This is a genomic window from Breoghania sp. JC706, from assembly GCF_037026715.1.
Taxonomy (GTDB): domain Bacteria; phylum Pseudomonadota; class Alphaproteobacteria; order Rhizobiales; family Stappiaceae; genus Breoghania.
Map to the genome: position 1 here is coordinate 188,277 of NZ_JBANCG010000009.1, position 24,725 is coordinate 213,001.

Consider the following 24,725-nt stretch of genomic DNA (forward strand, 5'->3'; position numbering starts at 1 on the left):
CTTGCGCACGCAACCGCCCCCGCTAAAACGAAGCGGGCGCTTCTTGCCCCGCTCCGAACGAGGTTTCCATGTCGACCGCCGTCTCTCCGCTTGCACCGAAATCCTATCCCGAGATGCCCGAGATCGGCGGCGTGCGATTTGCCACCGCCGAGGCCGGCATCAAGTACAAGGGACGTACGGACGTCCTCTTGATGCTGTTCGACGAAGGCACGGAGGTTGCGGGCATCTTCACGCGGTCGCGCTGCCCGTCGGCACCCGTCGACTGGTGCCGGGCCAATCTCGGCCACGGCATGGCGCGTGCGCTGATGGTCAACTCCGGCAACGCCAACGCCTTCACCGGCAAGAAGGGCAAGGCCGCGGTGGAGCTCTCGGCCGAGATCGTCGCCAAAGCGGTCGGTTGCGTGCCGGCGGAAATCTATCTGGCCTCCACGGGCGTCATCGGCGAACCGCTGCCGGCGGAGAGGTTCGCACCCGTCATCGACGATCTGGTGGCGCGGGTGGCCCCGGGGCCATGGATCGATGCGGCGAAGGCGATCATGACGACGGATACCTATCCCAAGGTCGCTACCCGCACGGTGGATCTGGGCGGCGTCGCCGTCACCCTCAACGGCATTGCCAAGGGCGCCGGCATGATCGCGCCGGATATGGCGACGATGCTGTCGTTCATTGTGACGGACGCGCCGCTCGCCGCTAACGTTCTTCGCGAACTGCTGGGCGAAAGCGTCGGCGGATCGTTCAATTCCATCACCGTCGACAGCGACACCTCGACCTCCGACACCGTTCTGGCCTTTTCCACGAAGGCGGCGGCCAGCCGGGGCGCTGCGCAGATCACCTCGATCGAGGATCCGCGGCTCAATGCCTTCCGCACGGCGTTTGCCGAAATCATGCTTGACCTGTCGCACCAGGTCGTGCGCGACGGGGAGGGCGCACGCAAGTTCGTGGAAGTGAACGTGACGGGTGCCGAAAGCGCGGCTTCGGCCAAGCGCATTGCGCTTTCCATCGCCAATTCGCCGCTGGTCAAGACGGCGGTGGCCGGCGAAGACGCGAACTGGGGACGTGTGGTCATGGCGGTGGGCAAGGCGGGCGAGCCGGCCGACCGCGATCGCCTCGCCATCTGGTTCGGCGACGTGCGCGTGGCGGTCGCGGGCGAACGCGATCCCGATTACGACGAGGAAACCGCCTCGCGCGTCATGAAGGAAGACAAGATCGTCATCCGCGCCGACATCGGCCTCGGCGCCGGAGAGGCGACCGTGTGGACCTGCGACCTGACCAAGGCCTATGTCGAGATCAATGGCGATTACAGAAGCTGATACCGTCCGGCGCGAGCGGCCTGCGGATCTGAGCGAGGTCTTCGCGCTTGAACAGGCGAACCTCACCGCCTTCCCGAGCCTGATGCTGCATTTCGACGGAGCGTGGCTGACGCGGCTTTCGCCGGGCAACCCGGCGCGGCGCGTCAACTCGCTCAATATCTACGATCCGGCGGACGATGCGGATATCGAGGCGCGACTGGCGCGTGCGGGTGCGCGGTTCGCCGATGCGGGTATCCCGATGCATCTGCGCTGGACACCGCTGGTACCGACCGCACTCGACGATTTCATCGATGCGCGCGGCTGGCAGCGCTATGCGCCGACGCAGGTCTGGGCCGCCGAGATTCCCGAGCACGGCCTTGTTGCCGGGCCGGCGCGGCCACTTGGCGACGAATACCGCATGCATCGGTTGCCGCTTGCCGACTGGTTGCGCGATTTCGCGGCCGTGGGCGGAACGGAAGCGGGAAAGGTCGCGCCCGAGGCGCTGGCGGCACTGAGGGCATCGCTTGAAAAGGTGCCGGCGGAATTGCTGGCCCTGTCGCTGCGCGATGGTGCGGACGAGCCGCAGGCGGTGCTGCTCGGTGTGTGCGACGGGGCGCTGATCGGCATTTTCGATGTGGCCACGCGGCCGGATCGGCGACGGCAGGGCCTTGCCGCCAGTCTCGTGCTCTATGCCCTGTCCTACGGCCAGGCGACGGGGGCGGGAAAGGCGTGGCTTCAGGTCATTGCGGACAACGGGCCGGCGCGCGACCTCTACCGGCGATTCGGGTTCCGGTGCGTCTACGACTATCATTATTGCCGGATGCCGCCGTCCCTCTGACGCTTCGCTTGCCGTCTTGCCGGGTTATCGTTAATCGCCGGTTCCGGCTCCGTCCCACCATGGAACAAGGTCCATCATGCCGAAACTGCTGCTCGTCGTCGCCTGCGCGCTTGTCGATACGGACGGGCGTATCCTCATCGCCCAGCGGCCGGAGGGAAAGGCGCTCGCCGGAATGTGGGAATTCCCGGGCGGAAAGGTCGAGCCGGGAGAGCGGCCGGAGGATTCTCTCATCCGCGAACTTGCCGAGGAACTCGACATCACGGTTAAGAAAGAGTGCCTCGCGCCGCTGACCTTCGCCAGTCACGCTTACGACGATTTTCACCTCCTGATGCCACTTTACGTGTGCAGAAGGTGGCAAGGCTTCGTTCAGGGGCGGGAAGGCCAGGCACTCAAGTGGGTGCGGCCGAAGGCTCTCAGGGACTATCCGATGCCGCCAGCGGACGAACCGCTCATTCCGCATCTGATCGACCTGCTCTAGGTCGGCGGCGGGTGGGCCGGAAGAAAGAGCATTCCATGTCGCGTGATCCCGACACCACCCGCAAGAGCCAGCTCGGCGAGACGTTCAAGGCCTTCCTGGCGGACGAACGGGGGTCGACGGCGATCGAATACAGCCTGATCGCCAGCATCATTGTTCTGGCGATCATCGGCTCGGTAACGGCGATCGGCGAGGTGCTCACCACGAAGTTCTACGAGCCGGTCGCCGCCGGCATCGCCGGAGCCTCCTGAGCCGCATCTGTTTCGGCCGGCCAGCCCGGCCTCAACCTTCAAGACATTGTTTCATTTTCCCGTCGGCTTTTCGCCGGTCGATACCTCTTGCGTTCCCAGCGCCTCGGCAAGGCTCATCTTCGCGGAGCCGGGCTTCAGCGGCTGCTGCTGGCTTTCGTGCGGCGCCCATCCGGAAACGGACAGGATCTGGAAGGTCGCGCGGATGCGCCCGTCCGGATCGGCATGGCGTTCGGCGTAGATTTCCGCCATGCGCAGAAAGAGCGCCCGGCTCGCCGTCTGCCCCCGCTCCGCCAGAATTCCGGTGGCCCCCATCGCCCTCAGATCGCGCATCAGGTGGAAGGCGCTGTCGTAGCGCACCGTCAGGCGGTCCTGGTCGGCAACGGGCAGGGCAAAGCCGGCGCGTTGCATCAATCCTCCCATCTCGCGGGTGTCCGCAAAGGGCGAGACACGAGGGCTCGCGCCACCCGTCAGCTCGACCTCCGCGCTCAGCAACGCATCGCGCAATTCCCACAGGGTGTCGCCGCCGGCCAGCGCGCCCAGAAACAGCCCGTCCGGCTTCAGGGCACGGCGGATCTGGATCAGCGCACCCGGCAGGTCGTTCACCCAGTGCAGCGACAGGGCGCTGACGATCAGATCGAGCGAGGCATCGGCCAGAGGCAGGACCTCGTCGTCGACGACGACATCCGGCGCGCCGGACCCGGTGTCGGCGACGAAAAGGTCGGCGCGCAGGGCCCGACCGACATTCTTCGACCGGGCGAGGGCTTCGTGCACCAGCCCGGTGTGTCCGCCGAGATCGAGCGCCAGCTGGAAATCGCGGGTGGTGACGGCAAGCCGGTCCTCGATGTCCTGGGCCACGAGACGCAGCAGAAAGTCCGCTCCCTCGGTGCGCATCGCGAGCGCACGGGTGCGATGGAGGGCGAGAAGACGGCGGTCGAAGGGAGCATTCATCGGCATTGCCTTCAGAACATGGTAGGCTGCTTATGGCGCGGAAAGGGCAGGGCGTCAAAAACACGGGGTGTCGAACGTTTCCGGTTCGATATCCCGCCTGACTCCCCGCACGAGGGACGAGCCCATGCAGCCTGGCGAAGGCGACACGGCGCGAATGAACCGGCCCCGTTTCGGGATCGGATTGCACGCGGCCGGAAGCTTATACGCCGGCTTGCGGTTCTCTCCTCTCAAGGCGCTGCTCGACATCGTCCTGCCCCCGGTGTGCTTCGTCTGCGACCGGCCGCTCGGCCGGGAACCCGGGCTTTGCATGACATGCTGGGCGAAGCTCTCCTGGATCGAGCGCCCGTTCTGCGCCCGGCTGGGGACGCCGCTTGCCTATGACCTCGGCCCCGAGGGATTGTCCGCCGAGGCCATCGCCGATCCGCCACCTTTTTCCCGCGCCCGGGCCGCGTGCCTGCACGACGACATCTCCCGTGAGCTCGTTCATGGTCTCAAGTACCGCGACCGGCTGGAACTCGCGCCGGCGATGGCTCGCTGGATGGCGCGTGCCGGCGCGGATCTCGTGGCCGATGCCGACATCATCGTGCCTGTGCCGTTGCATCGCCGGCGGCTCTGGTCGCGCCGGTTCAACCAGGCGGCGGCTCTTGCGGGCGGCATTGCCGCGTGTTCGGGCAAGCCCTCCAACCCGGCTGCGCTCGTGCGCATTCGCGCGACGCCGCGCCAGGTCGGTCTTGCCCGGGACCAGAGACAGACGAACGTGCGCGGTGCCTTTGCGGTGGATGCCGGCGCGCGGGCGGAAATCGAGGGCCGGCGAATCCTGCTCGTCGACGACGTCTACACCACCGGCGCAACCGTCAAGGCGGGCGCCCGGGCACTGTTGCGTGCGCGGGCGTCGGCGGTCGACGTCCTCACCTTTGCGCGGGTTGTCTCCGGCACGGGGCTTCCAATATAAACCGCATCGGCATCCGGCATGTTTTCCGGCGCTGGCATGGCGCATGCTTGGTCGCCCCGCCTGCCCGTTCTTCCGGCTTTCCCCCGGGGGCGCGCGGATCGGGCCCTTCTTCCTGTGTTCCTGGAAATGTCTCGCGCCGGATCGGCTCTGTTTCGGATTGGAAACCAATGTCCAAGATCGTCATCTACACGCGTCAGTTCTGCGGCTACTGCACGGCCGCCAAGAGCCTCCTCGACCAGAAGGGGGTTTCGTACGAGGAGATCGACGCGACCTATGCGCCCGAGAAACGGCAGGAAATGATATCGCGCTCCGGGCGGATGACCTTTCCGCAGATCTTCATCGGAGAAACCCATGTGGGCGGCTGCGACGAACTCCATGCGCTGGACCGGGACGGCAAGCTTGACGCATTGATCGCGGCCTGACGGAGGCGTGCCCGGTGCCTGGCAGGAGCGGTTCCGCCATGCGGTCGGTTGCCATCCGCCTGCTGCGGGGGCATACCCGGTCCGGAAAGCTTAAGACTTGTGCGCCAGGATGATTTTCGGCAAACGGACCGCGCGATTGGCGGGTCCGGGGAGAGGAGCGATGAGTTCATTCAAGGCTGCCTGCGTCCAGACGCGATCCGGCCGCGACGTTGCGGCGAATATCGCAAGCGTGGAGACGCTGATCCGCGCTGCGGCGTCGGACGGGGCGGCCTATGTGCTGACGCCGGAGATGACGAACCTGTTGGAGCGCGACCGCGCGGCGTTGATGGCGAAGATCGCGGGCGAAGCCGACGATCCCACCCTTGCGCGTTTCCGGCAGCTTGCGCGTGAGCTCGGCCTCTGGCTGCATATCGGGTCGCTTGCCATCCGCATCGATGACAAGACCGTTGCCAATCGCGGTTTCCTGATCACGCCGGAAGGGGCGGTCGCGGCGCGCTACGACAAGATCCACATGTTCGACGTCGATCTCGACAATGGCGAGAGCTGGCGGGAATCGCGTACCTACCGGCCGGGCGAAAAGAGTGTGGTGGCGGAGCTCCCGTGGCTGAATCTCGGCATGGCGGTGTGCTACGACGTGCGCTTCCCCGCGCTCTTCCGCGCCCAGGCGAAGGCCGGAGCGCAGGCGCTGACGGTGCCGGCCGCCTTTACCCGGCAGACCGGGCAGGCGCACTGGCATACGCTCCTGAAGGCGCGGGCGATCGAGAACGGCGCCTTCGTCTTTGCCGCGGCGCAGGGCGGGCGGCACGAGGACGGGCGTGAGACCTACGGCCATTCGCTGATCATCGCGCCCTGGGGCGAGGTGCTGGCCGAAGCCGATCACGACGAACCCGGTTTCATCCTCGCCGATATTGACGTAGATGAGGTCGCCAAGGCGCGCGGCCGCGTCCCCGCGCTCGCAAACGAGCGCCCCTTCACGATCGAGACGGTCGCGCTTTCGCACACGGAGCCGGTTTCATGATCCACTATTCGCTGATCTGCTCGGAAGGGCATGAATTCGAAGGCTGGTTCCGCAATGCTGACGACTTCGACTGTCAGGCGGCAGACGGGCATCTGACGTGCCCCATCTGCGGCGATGACCAGATAAGCAAGGCGTTGATGGCGCCGGCGGTCTCTGGCACGCGCGAGGCGGACGCGCCGCGCCCCGCGGACGAGCATGCCGTTGCCGCGCCCGCCGAACGCGGCAACGCGGTTCCGATGATGGCCATGCCCAACCCGCAGCAGGCTCAGATCGTGGAGATGATGCGCAAGTTGCGCACGCTGATCACCGAAAGTGCCGACAATGTCGGGGCGCAGTTCGCCAGCGAGGCGCGGCGCATGCACTATGGCGAGACGGAGCCGCGCGGCATCTACGGCGAGGCGACGCCGGAGGACGCGCGCGACCTCATCGACGAAGGGATCGAGATCCTTCCCTTGCCGCTTCTGCCCGAAGACAAGAACTAGAACGCAACACTCCGGCCGCACCGGTCGGCGCCTCGCATCGGCTTGCGGCGAGGCGCGTCCCTTCGTTCATGACCCGGTTAGCCGGGCGTGCGGCTTGCTTCGCGAAATCAGGCGGCGGCGGAGGACTTCGTCGCCTTGCTTATGGCCTCTTCAACGGAACTGGCCGCTTCGCCGGAGACTTCGGCCATCTCCATGCCGGTCTCGCAGGCCCGGGCTGCGAATTCGCGCATCTTCTCGCCGTTGCTCTCGGCACAGGCGGAATAGTCGCTCACCATCTTTTCCCAGAATTCAGACATGATGCGGGTCGCTTCCATCGGGTCGCGGGCCTTCGATAGCGCCTTGGCGTACTCGAAGTCCGTATGAACCCTGCCGCGCACGAAGCTCATGTGATCCTCGATGAGCGTCTCGGTCTTTTCGAGCGTTTCGATGTTCATCTTTGCGAACTGGTCGAAGAAGCGGCTGCCGAACATGTCGGCCTTCTCCATCCAGGAAGGGTCGAGCCAAGGCAGAGGCACGACGCTGGGATCCTTGGAGGCGGTCTTGGTCTGACGCGGCATGGCATAACTCCCTTTATGTGCTTGCTGGGTTCGCAAGAGCGCGGCCGATTGCCGGCCTTTCGCAGAAATGCAGAAACATAACGTAACGGAACTATGGCAAGCCAGAGGCGAGAGTGCACTGCGGTAGTGTTTTATTGTGCGGCGCAATGACGCAGTTGCGCCTTTCCTCGCTTTCCGGCCGAAAAAGATGCCGCAGCGGCATATTCTCGCAAAGAATGGCGACTACAATTTGCAGTGAAAAATTGCTTTTGGGAGCATGTGAACAAGTGACGCAGAGCGAGAAAACCCCGAACGAGGGCAGCATTACGCCCTTGCGCGCCGTCGCAGCCACCGGCAGCAACGTCGGCCAACTGACCCGTGATCCCGTCCACCGGGTGGCCCACGAACCGGCAGCGATCGCCGAGGCGGATCGGGACAGTTACACCGCGCGCGCGTTCTCCGAACTGGTCGACCGGGCCACGCGTTCGGGGCTTGCGCATGTCACGGGCGGCATTTCGCCGAGCTCAGTGGCGCTCGCCTATGTCGACTGGCTGTCGCATCTGGCCATTTCTCCCGGTCATCAGATACGTCTTGCCAGCAAGGCCTGGCGCAAGGGAACACGGCTTGCCCGCTTCGCCGGCCAATGCGCGGCAGGCGAAGCGCAGGAGCGGTGCATCGAGCCGCTGCCGCAGGATCACCGCTTCGACCATCCGGGCTGGAACGCCTTTCCGTTCAACCTGATGTATCAGGGTTTCCTGCTCAATCAGCAGTTCTGGCACAACGCCACAACCGGCGTACGCGGCGTCTCGAACCATCACGAACGCATGGTGGAATTCATGGTCCGCCAGTGGCTGGATGTCTTTTCGCCGTCCAACAATCCCCTCACCAATCCGGAGGTGCTGGAGCGCACGCGACAAGAGGGCGGAATGAACTTCGTGCGGGGGTTTTCCCACTTCGTTGAGGATCTTGAACGATATGCGGGCGACAAGCCGCCCGCCGGCACGGAAGCGTTCGTAGTCGGCGAGGATCTGGCGGCGACGCCGGGAAAGGTCATCTTCCGAAATAGGCTGATCGAGCTCATCCAGTACGCGCCGGTCACCGAAAAGGTGCAGCGCGAGCCGGTGCTGATCGTGCCCGCCTGGATCATGAAATACTACATTCTCGATCTCTCCGAGCAGAACTCGCTGGTGCGCTATCTGGTCTCGCAGGGGCACACGGTCTTCATGATTTCGTGGCGTAATCCGGGGCCGGAGGATCGCGACCTGTCGCTCGAAGATTATCGCCGGATGGGTGTGATGGATGCGCTTGACGTCGTCGGCGCCGTCGTGCCGGGCGAGAAGATCCATGCCGTCGGCTATTGCCTTGGCGGCACGCTGCTGTCGATCGCGGCCGCGGCGATGGGGCGGCACGCAGACGACCGGCTCGCATCGCTAAGCCTGTTCGCCGCGCAGGTCGATTTCACCGAGGCCGGCGAACTGACGCTCTTCATCGACGAAAGCCAGGTATCCTATCTGGAAGACATGATGTGGGAGCAGGGCCTTCTCGATACCAAGCAGATGGCCGGCGCTTTCCAGCTCCTGCGCTCCAACGATCTGATCTGGTCGCGCAATGTGCGGGACTATCTCTTGGGCGAACGCACCCCGATGTTCGATCTGATGGCCTGGAACGCGGACGCCACCCGCATGCCCTACCGCATGCACTCGGAGTATCTGCGGCAGCTGTTCCTCAACAACGATTTCGCCGAAGCACGCTATCACGTGGAGGGAGAGCCGGTCGCGCCGGAGGAAATCCGCGTGCCGATCTTTGCCGTCGGCACCGAAAGCGACCATGTCGCCCCGTGGCGGTCGGTCCACAAGATCACGCATCTCGCCGACAGCGCGGTGACCTTCGTGCTGGCCAATGGCGGGCACAACGCCGGCATCGTCTCCGAACCCGGCCACCCGCACCGCCATTACCGGATCTACGGGCAGGATGGTCACAATGGCTTCCACGATCCGGACGGCTGGCTCGAAATCGCCGAAAAGCGGGAAGGCTCGTGGTGGATCGCGTGGTCGGACTGGCTGAAGTCCAATTCGAGCGGGAAGACCGAACCGCCCGCCATGGGGGCGGAAGCGACCGGATACGCGCCGCTGATGGATGCTCCGGGAAGCTACGTGCTGATGAAATAACGGGCGTGCGGGCGAGGACGGTCAGCTCTCGCCTCGCATCCACGCCTTCAGGGCTGCGGTAACCGCGTCGGGGCGTTCCAGCGTCGACAGATGCCCGCACGCCGGAACGATCTCGCAGCGGCTGGCGGGTATTCCTTCGTGGATCTCGCGGACGACCTCCACCGGCATGATCGGGTCGTCGGTGCCTGCCACAACCAGCGTCGGACAGGAGATCGCGCCGAGGTTCGGACGCTGGTCGATGCGGGCGATGATCGCCTTTTCCTGGCGGATGAAAGCCTCGGGGCCTGTCTCGCGCGCCATTTCGATGACGGCGTTGCGCAGGTCTTCGTCTTCCTGCCGTGCCGGTGGGACAAGGCCGGTGAAGAGTGCCGGAGCAATCCGGTCGAACTTGCCGTCTTCGGCGAGACGGACGAGCCTCATGCGGTTTTCCGTCTGCTCCGGTGCGTCCGGACGGGCGACGGTATTCAGCAGGGCAAGCCGGCTGACGCGCCCCGGCGCCAGCCGCATTACCTCCATCGCCACGTAGCCGCCCATCGAAAGACCGGCGAGAGCGAAGCTGTCCGGAGCCTTCTCAAGGATGGCTGCGGCCATCGAGGTAATCGAATCGTGGTCGCGGTTGTCCGCCACCATCACCGGGTGATCGGAAAAGGCGCTGATCTGCGGGGCGAACAGTATCTCCGTGCACAACAGCCCGGGAACGAGAACGAGAGGCTCCACATTCTACTCCTTCAACGTGAGCGGTCGGCTGCAGCCGATTGCGCGGATTTGGGTGCAGTTTCTTCGCTTTTGCCGCTCGCGTCGACAGCGAGTGGGTGCTGGCCGTATCGTTAGCCGCCAAGTTAATTGACTAAGTCAAATAATTAATTGACCAAGTCAAATAAATATGCCCTAAAATTGACCCGTCTCGTCAGGGAGGTTGGAATGGTCGCTGTCAGAAAGACGCCGGCATCGGTCGAAACGGAGCCGGGCAGTGTGCAACGCGCCGACGCGAAAGGCGGGTCCGCAAGCCCGTCTGAAATTCGTGCGATGCGTCGGTTCAATCGGTTCTACACCCGCCTCGTCGGCGCGCTTGACGAAGGCCATCTGGAAAGTCCGTTCTCGCTGGCGGAGGTGCGGGTGCTCTACGAACTCGCCCATCGCGAGAGGCCTCTTGCGCGCGAGATCGGCGAGGCGCTGGGGCTCGACGCGGGTTATCTGAGCCGCATCCTCAAGCGCTTTCGCGATGCCGGGCTGATCGACACGGAGGCCGATGCAAACGATCGCCGCCAGACGGTGCTGTCGCTGAGTGACAGGGGCAGGGAGACGTTCGCGCCGCTCTATGCCGCGTCGAACGCCGAAGTTGGCCGGTTGCTCGGCGACCTGTCGCCGGCGCACCGTGCGCGTCTGCTTGAGTCAATGGCCGAGATTCAGCGCCTGCTCGCCCGCCAGGGGAGCGAACCGGAGGTGATCCTGCGGCCTCACCGTCCCGGCGATATGGGATGGGTCGTCCAGCGCGAGGCGCTGCTTTACACTGGCGAATACGGCTGGGACGACAGCTTCGAAGCGATGGTCGCCGAGATCGTGGCGACGTTTTTGAAGAATTTCGACCCGGCGCGGGAAGCCTGCTTCATCGCGGAACTGGATGGCGTGCCGGTCGGAGCGATCTTCCTGATCGCCTCGGACGAGGCCGGGACGGCGAAGATCCGGCTGCTTCACGTCGATGCCGAGGCGCGGGGCCACGGCATCGGCCGGCGCCTCGTCGCTGCGGCTATCAGTTTTGCGCGCGAGCGGAGCTATGCGCGGGTGAAGCTGTGGACCAACGACATCCTGACGGCTGCGCGCAGGATTTACCAGGATGCCGGCTTCCGGCTTGTCGAGGAAGAACGGCACCACAGTTTCGGCAAGGATCTCGTCGGCCAGATCTGGGAGCTGGATCTCGGGTGATGCGGCGGCGGCCTACTTCGGCCGCGCCGCAAGCATCATGTAGTTCACATCCATGTCGCGCGAGCGGTTCCAGCGATCGAGCAGCGGATTGTAGGTGACGCCGCAACGCTCGATGATGTTCATGCCGGCCGCGCCCAGCGGGCCTTCGATCTCCGCCGGCTTCACCAGCTTCTCGTAGGTGTGTGTGCCGGCCGGCAGCCAGCGCAGCACGCGTTCCGCCGCCACGATCGCCAGCGCATAGGCCTTGAGGGTGCGGTTGATGGTCGCGACGAACATCAGCCCGCCGGGCTTCACCAGCTCCGCGCAGGACGCCAGATAGGTCGGAACGTCGGAGACATGCTCGACCACTTCCATGTTGAGCACCACGTCGAAGCGCTCGCCCGAGGCCGCGAGTTCTTCCGCCGTCGTGGAGCGGTAGTCGATCTCAAGGCCGGAACGTTCGGCATGAAGGCTGGCGACCTTGATGTTGACCGGGGAGGGGTCGACGCCGACGACTTCGGCGCCGAGCCTGGTCATCGGCTCGCAAAGAAGGCCGCCGCCGCAACCGATGTCGAGAAAGCGCAATCCCTTGAAGGCCGTCGGATCATCGCTCTTGCGGCCGAAATGGGCGGAGACATGCTCCTTGATGTAGGACAGGCGCACGGGGCTGAACTTGTGCAGGGGGCGGAACTTGCCGGTCGGGTCCCACCAGTCATCGGCCATCGCCGAAAAGCGGGCGACTTCCGCCTCGTCCACGGTCGTCTTTGTCGTCATAGCCGGCTCTCTCCTCGTTCACGTCCCATTGGGGCCGCTCGTTCGTGGGTCTTCGCCCCGCGCTTGTCAAGCTCCGCTCCGCCGACATGCCCGGGCTTCGGCGCTCTGGCCTCGCCCTGTTGTGCGCGCTCTCTGGCTGGTTGCAGGGCTCGCGGCTTCTATGTATGCATACGCGCCAATTAGACATGTCGGAGCGGCCGGGTCTTTCGGACCGTTCCCGATACCAACCGCGTGTTCCAGAATCCGATCCCGATGGCCCGACTGGTAATGAAGTTCGGCGGTACGTCCGTCGCCAATCTCGACCGAATCCGCAATGTGGCCCGACATGTCAAACGGGAGGTGGATGCGGGCAATCAGGTCGCTGTCGTCGTCTCCGCCATGGCGGGCAAGACGAACGAGCTGGTGGACCTGTGCCGGGAGGCTTCCCGGCTGCACGACGCCCGCGAATACGATGCCATCGTCTCCTCTGGCGAACAGGTGAGCGCCGGGCTTCTGGCGATCGTGCTTCAGGACATGGGCGTCGACGCGCGGTCCTGGCTCGGCTGGCAGATCGCGGTTCACACCGACAGCGCCCACGGCGCGGCGAGGATCACCGAGATCGACGGCGACAAGCTCATCGAGCGGCTGGAGATCGGGCAGGTCGCGGTCGTGGCCGGCTTCCAGGGCATCTCGCCGGACAACCGCATCGCGACGCTCGGACGCGGTGGGTCGGACACCAGCGCGGTGGCGGTGGCGGCCGCGATCAAGGCGGACCGCTGCGATATCTACACGGATGTGGACGGTGTCTACACGACCGATCCGCGCATTGTGCCGAAGGCACGTCGGCTCGACCGCATCTCCTTTGAGGAAATGCTGGAAATGGCTTCGCTCGGCGCCAAGGTGTTGCAGGTGCGCTCCGTCGAGCTTGCCATGGTGCATGGCGTGCGCACCTTCGTGCGCTCCTCCTTCGATGACCCGGACGCGCCGCAGGTGGGCGTCGACAACCTGCCCCCGGGCACCCTTATTTGCGACGAGGACGAGATCGTGGAACAGCAAGTCGTCACCGGCATCGCCTTTTCCAAGGACGAAGCGCAGATTTCCATCCGCAACGTGCCGGACCGGCCGGGCGTGGCGGCCACGGTGTTCGGGCCGCTTTCCGACGCCAACATCAATGTCGACATGATCGTCCAGAACATCTCGCCGGACGGCTCCACCACCGACATCACCTTTACCGTGCCGCAGACCGACTACGACCGCGCCATGAAGGTGCTGGAAGACGGCCGCGCGGAGCTGCAGTTTGGTGTGCTCGAAGGGGCGACCGATGTGGTAAAGGTATCGGTCATTGGTGTCGGCATGCGCAGCCATGCGGGTGTGGCCGCGCAATGCTTCCGCGGACTGGCGGACAAGGGGATCAATATTCGCGCGATCACCACGTCCGAGATCAAGATTTCCGTTCTTATCGATTCCGCCTATACCGAACTTGCGGTGCGGACTTTGCATTCGCTATACGGGCTCGACGGATAGTGGATCGCTTCGCCCGCCTGGCAGGCTGATTGGAGACCCGGTAGCCGTCTGTGTGGCCGGGTCGGCGCATGCGGCAGACTGCCGATCCGAAACAGGGGGAGTTGGCGGAGGATGAGGGACAGTTCCGCCGGTCCACGCGTGCTGCTGCGCCGCCTTCGAGAGGTCATGGCGGTGCCGAGCGGCGCTCAGGAGCGGCTCGACCAGATCGTTCGGCACATCGCGTCCAACGTGGTGGCCGAAGTGTGCTCGGTCTACATCCTGCGCGCAGACGGTCTCCTCGAACTCTACGCGACAGAGGGCCTCAATCCGAGCGCCGTCCACCACACCAGCCTCGCGGTGAACGAGGGCCTCGTCGGCCTGATTGCGGCTGAAGCCCGCCCCCTCAATCTCCCCAACGCCCAGGCCCATCCGTCCTTCGCCTACCGGCCGGAGACGGGCGAGGAGATCTATCACTCCTTCCTGGGTGTGCCGATTCTGCGGGCCGGGCGTACGCTCGGCGTTCTCGTCGTGCAGAACAAGGCCCACCGGACCTATTCGGAAGACGAGGTCGAGGCGCTGCAGACGACCGCGATGGTGATTGCGGAAATGCTGGCCGCCGGCGAGCTTGAGGCGATTTCCAATGTCGGCGCCCGGCTCGACCTGACGCGTCCGCTGCATCTGGAGGGCGTCGCTCTTTGCGACGGCGTCGGCCTGGGGCATGCGATGCTGCATGAACCGCGCGTCGTCGTCACCAATCTCATCGCGGAGAATACCGACGACGAACTGCAGCGGCTCACCAGGGCGGTTGAGGACATGCGGCTGTCGCTCGACAACATGCTCGAGCGCGGCGACGGCGCCACCCCGGTGGGCGAATACCGCGAAGTTCTCGAAGCCTACCGGATGTTCGCCTACGACCGCGGCTGGATCCGCAAGATCGAGGAGGCGATCCGCAACGGCCTGACGGCGGAAGCCGCGGTGGAGAAAGTGCAGAGCGACAACCGCGCCCGCATGCTGCGCCAGACCGATCCGTATCTGCGCGAGCGGCTGCATGATTTCGACGATCTCGCCAACCGGCTGATGCGCGAACTGATGGGCCGCCCGCACGGGCCCGACGGGCAGGAGCTGCCCAAGGACGCCATCATCGTCGCGCGCAACATGGGTGCGGCCGAGCTTCTCGACTATGACCGCGACAGCATTCGCGGTCTGGTGCTGGAGGAGGGCGGGCCGACGAGCCATGTCTCCATCGTTGCGCGCGCACTCGGCATCGCGACCGTCGGTCTCGTCTCCGACATCGTGTCGCTGGTGGAAGCCGGCGACGCGGTGATCGTCGACGGCGAAACCGGCCATGTGCACCTGCGTCCGCCTTCGGACGTGGAAAACGCCTATGCCGAAAAGGTCCGCTTCCGGGCCCGTCGGCAGGCGCAGTACAGGCGTTTGCGCAACAAGCCGGCCGTCACGCGCGACGGCAAGCCGATCACGATGATGCTCAATGCGGGGCTGCTGGTCGACCTGCCGCATATGGACGAATCGGGCGCGAGCGGCATCGGGCTCTTCCGCACCGAACTGCAGTTCATGATCGCCTCGACCTTCCCGCGCATGAAGGAGCAGATGCGGTTCTATTCGACCGTGCTCGACGCGGCGGGCAACCGGCCGGTGACTTTCCGCTCGCTCGATATCGGCGGCGACAAGGTGTTGCCTTACCTGCGCTCCATCCAGGAAGAAAATCCGGCCATGGGCTGGCGGGCGATCCGGCTCGGGCTCGACCGGCCGGGCCTGTTGCGCACGCAGCTTCGCGCGCTCCTGAGCGCCGCGGGCGGGCGCGAGTTGCGGCTGATGTTCCCGATGGTCTCCGACGTTTCGGAGTTCCATGAGGCCAAGTCGATGGTGGAGCGCGAGATCAGCCATCTGCGCCGGCACGAGCGGCCGGTTCCCGCGGCCATCAAGCTCGGCGTGATGATCGAGGTCCCCTCGCTGCTGTTCCAGCTCGACGAGCTGTTCGCCGCCGTCGACTTCGCCTCCGTTGGCTCCAACGACCTCTTTCAGTTCTTCACTGCTGTCGATCGCGGCAACACGCGGGTTGCCGACCGTTTCGACACGCTCAACGTCGCGTTCCTGCGGGCGTTGAAGTCGATCGTCGACAGAGCCCGGGCGGCGGATGTGCCGGTGGCGCTTTGCGGCGAGCTGGCCGGGCGTCCGCTGGAGGCGATGGCCTTGCTGGCGCTGGGTTTTGAGACCATATCGATGTCGCCATCAGCCGTCGGGCCGGTGAAGTCGATGGTGCGGGGGCTCGACGTCGGGCGTCTGCGTGAGCGGCTGCTGGCCCGCATGGGACCGGAAAACCGCGAGGACGGCGCTGTGCGCAGCCTTCTGCGCGAGTTCGCCAAGGAGCACGGTGTCCCGTTGTAACGAGGCTGCCGGAAGGCCCGGCGCCCGGTTTTGCCGTGCGCGGCCGGTCCGCATCTATCCCTCGCATGCCCGATCCCTTGAATCATTTCTGTTTGGAGTTGTCGCGCGATGCTGGCGCAGGAAAGACTGGACGGCCTTCTGGACCGTTTTGCCGAAATAGAGGCCCGGATGTCCTCCAATCCGGATCCTGCGACCTATGTCCGGCTCTCGCGTGACTATGCGGACCTGGAACCCGTCGTGGCGATGATCCGTCAGTTGCGTCACGCCGAGGCGGATCTGGCGGGCGCGCAGGAGCTGCTCGACGATCCCGGTTCCGACCGGGAGATGCGGGAGCTCGCGGAAATCGAGCGCGAGGAACTGGCTGAGCGGGTCGAGGCGCTTTCGCAAGAACTGAGGCTTGCGCTTCTGCCCAAGGATGCGGCGGATGCCGGCAGTGCCGTTCTGGAAGTGCGGGCGGGCACCGGCGGCGACGAGGCGGCGCTCTTTGCGGGCGACCTCTTCCGCATGTACCAGCGCTATGCGGAGACGCGGGGCTGGAAGGTGGAGGTTCTTTCGGCGAGCGAGGGCGAGGTCGGCGGTTACAAGGAAGTGATTGCCTCGGTCGAAGGCAGCGGCGTGTTCGCGCGCCTGAAGTTCGAATCGGGCGTCCATCGCGTTCAGCGCGTGCCGGTGACCGAATCGGGCGGGCGCATCCATACCTCGGCGGCGACAGTGGCCGTGTTGCCGGAGGCGCAGGAAGTCGACATCGAGATCCGGCCGGAGGATATCCGCATCGACACCATGCGCGCATCGGGGGCTGGCGGCCAGCACGTCAACACCACCGATTCCGCCGTCCGCATCACCCACCTGCCGACCGGCATCGTCGTCACCTCGGCGGAAAAGTCCCAGCACCAGAACCGCGCCAAGGCGATGACCGTGCTGCGCGCCCGGCTGCTCGACATGGAACGCGAGAAGGCGGCGAGCGAACGCTCCGAGGCCCGGCGCGGGCAGGTCGGTTCCGGCGACCGCTCCGAGCGCATTCGCACCTACAATTTCCCGCAAGGGCGCGTCACCGATCATCGCATCGGCCTGACGCTCTACAAGCTCGATCAGGTGATCTCCGGGGAGGCGCTGGACGAGGTGATCGACCCGCTCATCACCGAGCACCAGGCGGCGCTGCTGGCGGCCGACGCGGGAGAGGCGTAAGTGGCAGCGCAGGCGAAGCCCGTCGTGGGTGCGGCCTATCGCCGGGTCCGCGACGCGCTGCGTGCCGCCGGGCTCGCGAGCCCCGAGACAGATGCCCGTCTGCTGGTGGCCGATGCGACTGGACTTGCGCCGGCGCGGCTGGTTCTCGAGGAAGGCCGGTCGCTCAGCGATGCCGAGGCCGAACGGCTGGAAGCCCATCTCGCCGCCCGTCTTCAACGCATGCCGGTGGGCCGTATCATCGGCCGTCGCGCGTTCTGGGGGCTCGATTTCGAGCTGACGCCGGAAACGCTGGAGCCGAGGTCCGATACCGAGACGCTGATCGAGGCGGCTCTCGATTTCATCGACCAGACGGGCGGGCGCGAACGAGCCTTGCGGATCGTTGACCTGGGCACGGGAACGGGGGCGATCCTCGTCGCTCTTCTCAGCGAATTGCCGAATGCGTGGGGGCTGGCGAGCGATATCCAGCCCGGCGCGCTGCACGCAGCGCGGCGAAATGCCGCACGAAACGGCGTCGCGAATCGCGCGGCATTTGTCTGCATGTCATGGATGGATGCGGTTGCGGGGGAGTGGGATCTGATCGTTTCCAATCCGCCCTACATTCCCACCGCGGTGATCGCGGAACTGGAGCCGGAAGTGCGTGCGCACGATCCTCTTGCGGCGCTCGACGGTGGTCCCGACGGACTTCTGCCCTATCGCGAGATTGCGGCGGTTTCGGCGAGACTTCTGCGCCCCGTGGATGCGGCGCTGATGGTCGAAATCGGCTACGATCAGGCCGCCGACGTGATGGGGATTTGTCGGGAGGCGGGCTTTCACCAACTGGACATCCGGCACGATCTGGCACAGCGTGACCGGGTCGTCGTGGCCCGTAGATGAGCGCGCAAGGCAGCCTGCGGGTTGCCATTGAAAATTGCGCTTGGATTTATCGGGCGAAGGGGCTACGGTCGGCACGCCGAGGCGCCAGGACGCCGGTCAATCCGCTTGGCACGATTGCCAGCCGGGCTGGGGAATAGCCGATGACCGGTGGCGCAATGGAATTCGGACCATGGTCCGGTTCCAGATTCGGTTCGCGGTGATGCGTTCATCGCCTGTCCGAGACAGCGGAATGTCAGAGACCACCGATACTCGGGATGGACCGATTGCTCGGGCCTTCCCGCACGCTGGTTAGCGGCAACGGGGACAGATCTCCGGTGCCGGGTTTCACCCCCCTTTGGGTTCGGTCGAAAAGCCGATGCACATGCACGGCAAGCCGCTCTGAAGAGATAACGGCAGTATGAGACAAAACAATCAGAACAAGCGTTTGCGCGGACGTGGCCGCAAGGGCCCGAATCCGCTGACCCGGTCGTTCGAATCGAACGGTCCGGATGTGAAGATCCGCGGAACCGCTATGCACATCGCGGAGAAGTATCAACAGCTCGCTCGCGATGCGATGGTTTCCGGCGACCGCATCATGGCGGAAAACTACCTCCAGCACGCCGAGCATTATTCGCGCATTGTCGCCGCGGCGCAGGCGCAGACGAATACTCCGGTTACCCAGTCGCGGTCCTTCAACGACGACGACGATGAGGATGCCGACGAGCAGACGGTCGAGACGCCGCCGGTCGCCGCCAAGCCGCGCGTGATGCCGGAAGATGCGCCGCAGCCCTTCGTCGATCGCATGCCCGGCATCGACGCCAAGAACGGCGGGACCTCCGAAGAGCGTTCGGCGCGCGCGGAAGCCAACGGCGAGGCCAAGGACGAGGAAAAGCCGACGGAAAAGGCGCCGGCCCGTGCGGCCCGCTCTCCGCGCCGCACGTCCTCGAAGGCTGGGGCCGCCAAGAGCGCGGCGAAGGCTCCTGAAAAGGATGCCGGTAACGCAGATGCCGCCGCGGCCGGCAACGGTTCTGGCGAAAATGGCGGATCCGGCGACAACGGATCGGGCGAGGAAGGCGAGGAGCCGGCACGTCCGCGCCGCCGCGCCCGTGGCGCCCGCGGCCGCAATGTCCGCCGGCCCTCGGCCAATGCGGGCGATCAGGATGCCGGCAGCGGCGAGAACGCGGCGACGGAAGCCACCGAAGCCTGACCCGCGCGCAGGCGCGGCAGCCTGCCGGCCAGCGTGCGGACCACTGCCGTTATTGAAATGACGAAGCCCGCGGTATCTGCCGCGGGTTTTTGTTTTTGTCCGCCGAATTCGTCGCAAAACGCAGGGCGGGTCGGCGGCCCCCTTTTTGTTGTCAATCTGCAACACTATATCCAGTTCGCGGCTTGGGAGCGGGCCTTGTGCGATCCCGCGCAAGATCGGCTTTCCAGTATTGCGATCCCGGGCGGTGTTCCCTCGTTCAGGCCGTTGGGCCTGCAGCAAGGACATCGGCGCCGGGAGGCGAGAAAAGTCGCGCGAGGGCCAATGCGGCCTCGCCCTGTCCGATTTCGCAGGTCATGCTTCGGGTGGCGCTGCGGCGAGGAGGTTTGACAATGGATATGGAACGTTACACCGAGCGCGTGCGCGGCTTTCTGCAGTCCGCACAGACGCATGCCCTCGGCCAGGGGCATCAGCAGTTCACGCCCGAACACATACTCAAGGTTCTGCTCGACGACCGCGAAGGCATGGCGTCGGGCCTGATTTCGCGTGCCGGCGGCCGGCCGAAGGACGCGCTGACCGCTGTGGATCTGGCGCTCGACAAGATGCCGAAGGTCTCCGGCGGCAATGGTCAGCTCTACATGGCGCAGCCGCTTGCGAAGGTTTTCGAGCAGGCCGAGCAGCTGGCCGAGAAGGCGGGCGACAGCTACGTGACGGTGGAGCGTCTTCTGCTGGCGCTCGCCATGGAAAAGAGCGCCGAAACCTCTCGTATCCTTGCCAATGCCGGGGTCACACCCGCAGGGCTTAACCAGGCGATCAACGAATTGAGAAAAGGCCGGACCGCCGACACCCAGTCGGCCGAGAACCGCTACGACGCTCTGAAGAAGTACACCCGCGACCTGACCCAGGACGCGCGCGACGGCAAGCTCGACCCGGTCATCGGCCGTGACGACGAGATCCGCCGCACCATGCAGGTGCTGGCGCGGCGCACGAAGAACAACCCGGTGCTGATCGGCGAGCCGGGCGTCGGCAAGACCGCGATCGCGGAAGGCCTGGCGCTCAGGATCGTCAACGGCGACGTGCCGGAGAGCCTCGCCGACAAGAAGCTGCTGGCGCTCGACATGGGCGCGCTGATCGCCGGCGCGAAGTATCGCGGCGAGTTCGAGGAGCGGCTGAAGGGCATTCTGCAGGAGGTCCAGGCCGACGAGGGGCAGGTCATACTGTTCATCGACGAGATGCACACGCTTGTCGGTGCCGGCAAGGCGGACGGGGCGATGGACGCTTCCAACCTGCTCAAGCCGGCGCTGGCGCGCGGCGAGCTGCACTGCGTTGGTGCAACCACGCTCGACGAGTACCGCAAGCACGTGGAAAAGGATGCCGCACTGGCGCGGCGTTTCCAGCCGGTCTTCATCTCCGAGCCGACGGTGGAGGACACGATCTCCATCCTGCGCGGTCTGAAGGAGAAGTACGAGCTGCATCACGGCGTGCGGATCTCCGACAGCGCGCTGGTGGCCGCGGCCACGCTGTCCAACCGCTATATCACCGACCGCTTCCTGCCCGACAAGGCGATCGACCTCGTCGACGAGGCCGGTTCACGGTTGCGCATGCAGGTGGATTCAAAGCCCGAAGAGCTCGACGAACTCGACAGACGCATCATCCAGCTCAAGATCGAGCGCGAGGCTCTGAAGAAGGAGACCGATCAGGGATCGCAGGACCGGCTTCAGCGGCTGGAAGGCGAACTGGCCGATCTGGAAGAGGAATCAGCCGCCTTCACCGCCCGCTGGCAGAGCGAGAAGGAAAAGCTGTCGTCCGCCCAGAAGATCAAGGAACAGCTCGATCAGGCCCGCAGCGATCTGGAGAAGGCACAGCGTGCCGGTGATCTGGCAAAAGCGGGCGAACTCGCCTACGGCATCATTCCGAAGCTGGAAAAGCAGATCGCCGAGGTGGAGGCCGCGGAAGGGTCAGGTGCATCCGATGCAATGCTCCAGGAAGCCGTGACGGCCGACAACATCGCGCAGGTCGTCTCCCGCTGGACCGGCATTCCCGTCGACAAGATGCTGGAAGGCGAGCGGGAGAAGCTCCTGCGGATGGAGGATGAGCTGGCAAAGCGGGTCGTCGGTCAGGAGGAGGCGGTGCATGCCGTGTCCACCGCGGTTCGCCGCGCTCGTGCAGGCCTGCAGGATCCGAACCGGCCGATGGGCTCGTTCATGTTCCTGGGCCCCACCGGCGTGGGCAAGACCGAGCTCACCAAGGCGCTGGCCGATTTCCTGTTCGACGACGAGACGGCCATGGTCCGCATCGACATGTCGGAGTTCATGGAAAAGCATTCCGTGGCCCGACTGATCGGTGCGCCTCCGGGATACGTCGGCTACGAGGAAGGCGGGTCGCTGACCGAGGCAGTCAGACGCCGGCCCTATCAGGTCGTGCTGTTCGACGAGATCGAGAAGGCTCATCCGGACGTCTTCAACGTCTTGTTGCAGGTGCTCGACGACGGACGGCTGACCGATGGTCAGGGCCGCACGGTCGATTTCCGCAACACGCTGATCGTCATGACCTCGAACCTCGGTTCGGAATTCCTGTCCGGGCAGCCGGAAGGCCAGGATTCCTCGGCCGTACGCGAGCAGGTGATGGGTGTCGTGCGCGGGCACTTCCGGCCCGAGTTCCTCAACCGTCTGGACGAGATCATTCTCTTCCACCGGCTGCAGAAGTCGCAGATGGCGGCGATCGTCGACATCCAACTGCACTATCTGGAAAAGCTCCTGGAGGATCGCAAGATCGTCCTCGATCTGGATGCCTCCGCGCGGTCCTGGCTTGCGGAGAAGGGCTACGACCCGGTCTACGGCGCCCGCCCGCTGAAGCGGGTGATCCAGAAGCAGGTGCAGGATCCGCTTGCGGAGAAGATCTTGGGTGGCGAGATCCGCGATGGCGACAACGTGGACGTGACGGCCGGCAGCGATCGCCTGCTGTTCTCCCGCTCCGGCGAGGCGGAACCGAAGCTTGCGGCGCAGGCCTGACCGGCCTTTGCCGACGAGGATAAGGAAAAGGCGGCTTTCGGGCCGCCTTTTTCGTGTCTGCGGGAGCCTATGCTTGAGCGCGTGCCCCAGCGCCAGTCGGCTTTGGGAAAGCTCTAGCGCGAGGCGATGCGGTTCTGGATCGGACCGCTGCGTTCGAGCAGTGCGTCGATGCGATCGCGTTCTCGCTCGAAGCTCGCGAGCATCTCGCCTTCCAGGACGCGTCCGCGAGGGAGCTTGATGCGGTTGGGGTCCACGAACTTCTCGTTGATGCGGACTTCGTAGTGCACGTGCGGACCGGTGGAGCGGCCGGTCGACCCGACATAGCCGATCACCTGACCCTGCTTGACGTGCACGCCCGGCTCGATGCCCTTGGCGATCGCCTGCTGATGGCCGTAGCCGGTCTCGTAGCCGTTGGCATGGCGAATGAGCGTGAAGCGGCCGTAGCCCGAGCTCCACCCTGCCTTCTCCACGACGCCGTCACCGGTCGCGTGGATCGGGGTGCCGCGCGGAGCCGCCCAATCGACGCCGGAGTGGAACTTCACGAAGCCGAGGATCGGATGCCGTCGCTTGCCGAACGGCGAGCTCACGCGGCCGCCGACGATGGGCTTGCGCGTCAGGAACTTCTTCGCGCTGCGGCCTTCTTCATCATAGAAATCGACGGATCCGTCGTCCGGCGTGCGGAAGCGATAGAAGTGATGCGTCTCGTTGCCGACCTTCAGCGAGGTGTAGAGAATTTCCGGCGGCTGACGGTTGTCCGGCTGGTCGAGGGAATAGAAGACTTCCAGCTGGTCCCCGAGCTTCACGCGGGAATTGTAGTCCACGTCATAGGAGAAGATATGGACCAGATCCTCGATCAGCGGCTCGGGCAGGCCGTTGTCGAGACCGGTCTGGTAGAGCGCGGTGTAGAGCGAGGGTGTCGGGCCGGAGAGCGTCATGCGATCGGCGGCGGCAAAGGCGTCGGGCATGAGCGTCGTCGGTGCGGCGGCGGCGACGTAGTGGCCCTCGTCGGAGAGAGCGACCGTGCCCTGGTGGACCTGATCGACATAGATGGATACCCGCTCCACTCGCATGTCGCCGGTGTCGTCGTCCGGGCTCTTGCCGATGCGAACGCGCTGGCCGGGCTGTACCTCGTCAATGTTGTAGTCGTCGGCGAAGCGCGCGGCGATTTCCTCCGCCTCGTCCTCGCTCGCCTCGTTGTCGAGCAGAACCGCCTTCAGCGATGTCTTCTCGCGGATCGGTACGATCCGCTCCTCCATCTCGGAGTAGGCGGGATTGTCATCCGTCTTGGAAACGAAAGAGACGTTCTCCGCCGCGATGCGAACCGAGAGGTTCGACAGGGCGCTTTGCTGGGCGAGGTCGAAGTCGAAGCGGCCGGGGTCTACGACGGGCAGGGAGGCGACCTCGGCCTTGTCGTCGGAAAGGAACCGACCGGAGTCGCGCACGGTGCGCTCGATCTCGGCGTCGTCGGCGGCGTCGGCCGTGTCGACCTTGATCTTGTTCACCGGAAAGTCGTGAACGGTGATGGTGACTTCGCCTTCCACGTGGGCGGCATAAATGGAGTCGCTGGTGCTGCGGTCGGGGAGCACGTCATTGTCGGAAACGAGCTTCAGCGGATTGAAAGGGGGAATCTTCAGCGCAATATCGTTGGAGCGTCGCGTCTCCAGCGTGGCGTTCACCAGCGCATAGGGCTTGGCCTGGATGTGGACCGCATCGCCCTCTCGCGTCAGCGTGTTCACCTGGATGACCTGTCGGGTGGCGAATTGCGAGTCGGCGCCGGTCATCCGATCGCCCTTCTGCGCCTTTCCTTCCTGCAGCGCCAGTTGCGCGGTTCCCGATGGCGTCGTCGCCGCCTCAACCGAATAGCGTCCGTCAAGTGCTGCGACCAGCGCGCCGCCGATCAGGAAGATGGACGTGAAACCCGTCAGAACGGTGCCTGTCAGCCAGCGCAGCGAAACCTCCCGCCGCGAGGGCGGGCCGCTGCGATCGTCGAAGGCAACCAGAGGCGGCTCGTTGCCGAGGTCGATCGTGGCCGGAGTGGGGTGGAAACCCATTTGCATCGGCAGGCGTCGGCTCCCGAAAATCTTGCCGGCCAGCGGGCCGTGCGATTTGGTATGGTGTCACTGACCACCTGTGGGCGGTCAAGTCAATCGTCTAGGCCCGCGACGCGGCGTCTCCTTGCCGGCGGGCTGCATCGAAGACCGCCGTTATATAGAACCCGCGCGCGCGTTTGATCCGTGTCGCTACGGTGTGATCGAAGCCCGCTATGGCTGGATGCCGATCCGGTTCGCGCGTCCACCCGCCGGGTGGGAGCGTCGCACCGGACATCAAGGCTGCCGGTTTTCGAAGATTCCCGCCGCAACCGCGGATTTTGTGAGCCGTCACACGACCGCGAATGTGCGATCCGGAAACCATGGTGGGCACGTAAACGTCAGAAACCGGCGGTTTTTGGGCAGGGATTCAAATGGTTATTCACAGCCGCCTGGGGATAAGCCCGTGAAATGCGCGGCGCCGGAGAAATCTGATTTTCGGG

21 protein-coding genes are annotated in these 24,725 nt (G+C 65.1%); 16 read left to right on the top strand and 5 right to left on the bottom strand.

Annotated features, from left to right (window positions below; translation table 11 throughout):
- Positions 1–68: 68 nt before the first annotated feature.
- From argJ to V2L18_RS19285, 4 genes are all read left to right on the top strand, one after another.
- Complete coding sequence (argJ, locus tag V2L18_RS19270; protein WP_336179946.1) at positions 69–1,310, top strand: bifunctional glutamate N-acetyltransferase/amino-acid acetyltransferase ArgJ; 1,242 nt, start codon at positions 69–71, stop codon at positions 1,308–1,310.
- Positions 1,291–2,127, top strand: a complete 837-nt coding sequence (locus tag V2L18_RS19275) for a GNAT family N-acetyltransferase (protein ID WP_336179947.1) — start codon at positions 1,291–1,293, stop codon at positions 2,125–2,127. Before argJ ends, V2L18_RS19275 begins: the two co-directional genes overlap by 20 nt.
- 76 nt (positions 2,128–2,203) lie before the next feature.
- Entirely contained in the window at positions 2,204–2,605 is a 402-nt protein-coding gene (locus tag V2L18_RS19280) for a (deoxy)nucleoside triphosphate pyrophosphohydrolase (protein ID WP_336179948.1), read from the top strand.
- 35 nt (positions 2,606–2,640) lie between these two features.
- The gene (locus V2L18_RS19285; protein WP_336179949.1) at positions 2,641–2,853 is read left to right on the top strand and encodes a Flp family type IVb pilin; all 213 of its coding nucleotides are present in this window, start codon (positions 2,641–2,643) and stop codon (positions 2,851–2,853) included.
- Positions 2,854–2,904: 51 nt separating this feature from the next.
- Here the strand turns inward: V2L18_RS19285 and V2L18_RS19290 are convergent, their stop codons facing one another.
- The gene (locus tag V2L18_RS19290) at positions 2,905–3,744 is read right to left on the bottom strand and encodes a methyltransferase domain-containing protein (protein ID WP_336179968.1); all 840 of its coding nucleotides are present in this window, start codon (positions 3,742–3,744) and stop codon (positions 2,905–2,907) included.
- A gap of 268 nt (positions 3,745–4,012) precedes the next feature.
- Here V2L18_RS19290 and V2L18_RS19295 point away from each other — a divergent pair, with 268 nt between their 5' ends.
- The 4 genes from V2L18_RS19295 to V2L18_RS19310 all read left to right on the top strand — a co-directional run bounded on the left by V2L18_RS19295 (position 4,013) and on the right by V2L18_RS19310 (position 6,675).
- Complete coding sequence (locus tag V2L18_RS19295; RefSeq protein ID WP_336179950.1) at positions 4,013–4,753, top strand: ComF family protein; 741 nt, start codon at positions 4,013–4,015, stop codon at positions 4,751–4,753.
- 167 nt (positions 4,754–4,920) lie between these two features.
- Positions 4,921–5,175: a glutaredoxin 3 gene (gene grxC, locus V2L18_RS19300; protein WP_336179951.1), complete on the top strand. Its 255-nt coding sequence runs from the start codon at positions 4,921–4,923 to the stop codon at positions 5,173–5,175.
- A gap of 160 nt (positions 5,176–5,335) precedes the next feature.
- The gene (locus V2L18_RS19305; protein WP_336179952.1) at positions 5,336–6,193 is read left to right on the top strand and encodes a carbon-nitrogen hydrolase family protein; all 858 of its coding nucleotides are present in this window, start codon (positions 5,336–5,338) and stop codon (positions 6,191–6,193) included.
- Positions 6,190–6,675: a DUF1178 family protein gene (locus V2L18_RS19310; protein WP_336179953.1), complete on the top strand. Its 486-nt coding sequence runs from the start codon at positions 6,190–6,192 to the stop codon at positions 6,673–6,675. The genes V2L18_RS19305 and V2L18_RS19310 overlap by 4 nt, the downstream gene beginning before the upstream one ends.
- 107 nt (positions 6,676–6,782) lie before the next feature.
- On the opposite strand, the gene V2L18_RS19315 is transcribed toward V2L18_RS19310, so the two are convergent.
- Positions 6,783–7,232 carry a phasin family protein gene (locus V2L18_RS19315; RefSeq protein ID WP_336179954.1) on the bottom strand — a complete coding sequence of 150 codons (450 nt, stop codon included), beginning with the start codon at positions 7,230–7,232 and terminating at the stop codon, positions 6,783–6,785.
- A gap of 395 nt (positions 7,233–7,627) precedes the next feature.
- Between V2L18_RS19315 and V2L18_RS19320 the strand changes: the two genes are divergently transcribed.
- Positions 7,628–9,379: an alpha/beta fold hydrolase gene (locus V2L18_RS19320; protein ID WP_336179969.1), complete on the top strand. Its 1,752-nt coding sequence runs from the start codon at positions 7,628–7,630 to the stop codon at positions 9,377–9,379.
- Positions 9,380–9,400: 21 nt separating this feature from the next.
- Here V2L18_RS19320 and V2L18_RS19325 read toward each other — a convergent pair whose 3' ends face one another.
- Positions 9,401–10,096 carry an alpha/beta fold hydrolase gene (locus V2L18_RS19325; protein ID WP_336179955.1) on the bottom strand — a complete coding sequence of 232 codons (696 nt, stop codon included), beginning with the start codon at positions 10,094–10,096 and terminating at the stop codon, positions 9,401–9,403.
- Positions 10,097–10,405: 309 nt separating this feature from the next.
- On the opposite strand from V2L18_RS19325, the gene V2L18_RS19330 reads away from it, so the two are divergent.
- Complete coding sequence (locus V2L18_RS19330) at positions 10,406–11,302, top strand: helix-turn-helix domain-containing GNAT family N-acetyltransferase (RefSeq protein WP_336179956.1); 897 nt, start codon at positions 10,406–10,408, stop codon at positions 11,300–11,302.
- Between the two features lie 12 nt (positions 11,303–11,314).
- Here V2L18_RS19330 and ubiG read toward each other — a convergent pair whose 3' ends face one another.
- The gene (ubiG, locus tag V2L18_RS19335) at positions 11,315–12,055 is read right to left on the bottom strand and encodes a bifunctional 2-polyprenyl-6-hydroxyphenol methylase/3-demethylubiquinol 3-O-methyltransferase UbiG (RefSeq protein ID WP_336179957.1); all 741 of its coding nucleotides are present in this window, start codon (positions 12,053–12,055) and stop codon (positions 11,315–11,317) included.
- Between the two features lie 252 nt (positions 12,056–12,307).
- Between ubiG and V2L18_RS19340 the strand changes: the two genes are divergently transcribed.
- The 6 genes from V2L18_RS19340 to clpB all read left to right on the top strand — a co-directional run bounded on the left by V2L18_RS19340 (position 12,308) and on the right by clpB (position 22,195).
- Positions 12,308–13,558, top strand: coding sequence for an aspartate kinase (locus tag V2L18_RS19340; protein WP_336179958.1), 1,251 nt, complete (start codon positions 12,308–12,310; stop codon positions 13,556–13,558).
- Between the two features lie 111 nt (positions 13,559–13,669).
- Positions 13,670–15,943, top strand: a complete 2,274-nt coding sequence (gene ptsP, locus V2L18_RS19345) for a phosphoenolpyruvate--protein phosphotransferase (protein WP_336179959.1) — start codon at positions 13,670–13,672, stop codon at positions 15,941–15,943.
- Positions 15,944–16,051: 108 nt separating this feature from the next.
- The gene (gene prfA / locus V2L18_RS19350; protein ID WP_336179960.1) at positions 16,052–17,128 is read left to right on the top strand and encodes a peptide chain release factor 1; all 1,077 of its coding nucleotides are present in this window, start codon (positions 16,052–16,054) and stop codon (positions 17,126–17,128) included.
- Positions 17,129–18,001, top strand: coding sequence for a peptide chain release factor N(5)-glutamine methyltransferase (gene prmC / locus V2L18_RS19355; protein ID WP_336179961.1), 873 nt, complete (start codon positions 17,129–17,131; stop codon positions 17,999–18,001).
- A gap of 397 nt (positions 18,002–18,398) precedes the next feature.
- On the top strand, positions 18,399–19,187 hold the full coding sequence (locus V2L18_RS19360) for a DUF4167 domain-containing protein (protein ID WP_336179962.1): 789 nt from the start codon (positions 18,399–18,401) through the stop codon (positions 19,185–19,187).
- 389 nt (positions 19,188–19,576) lie between these two features.
- Entirely contained in the window at positions 19,577–22,195 is a 2,619-nt protein-coding gene (gene clpB, locus V2L18_RS19365) for an ATP-dependent chaperone ClpB (RefSeq protein ID WP_336179963.1), read from the top strand.
- 113 nt (positions 22,196–22,308) lie between these two features.
- On the opposite strand, the gene V2L18_RS19370 is transcribed toward clpB, so the two are convergent.
- Entirely contained in the window at positions 22,309–24,252 is a 1,944-nt protein-coding gene (locus V2L18_RS19370; protein ID WP_336179964.1) for a M23 family metallopeptidase, read from the bottom strand.
- Between the last annotated feature and the right edge of the window lie 473 nt (positions 24,253–24,725).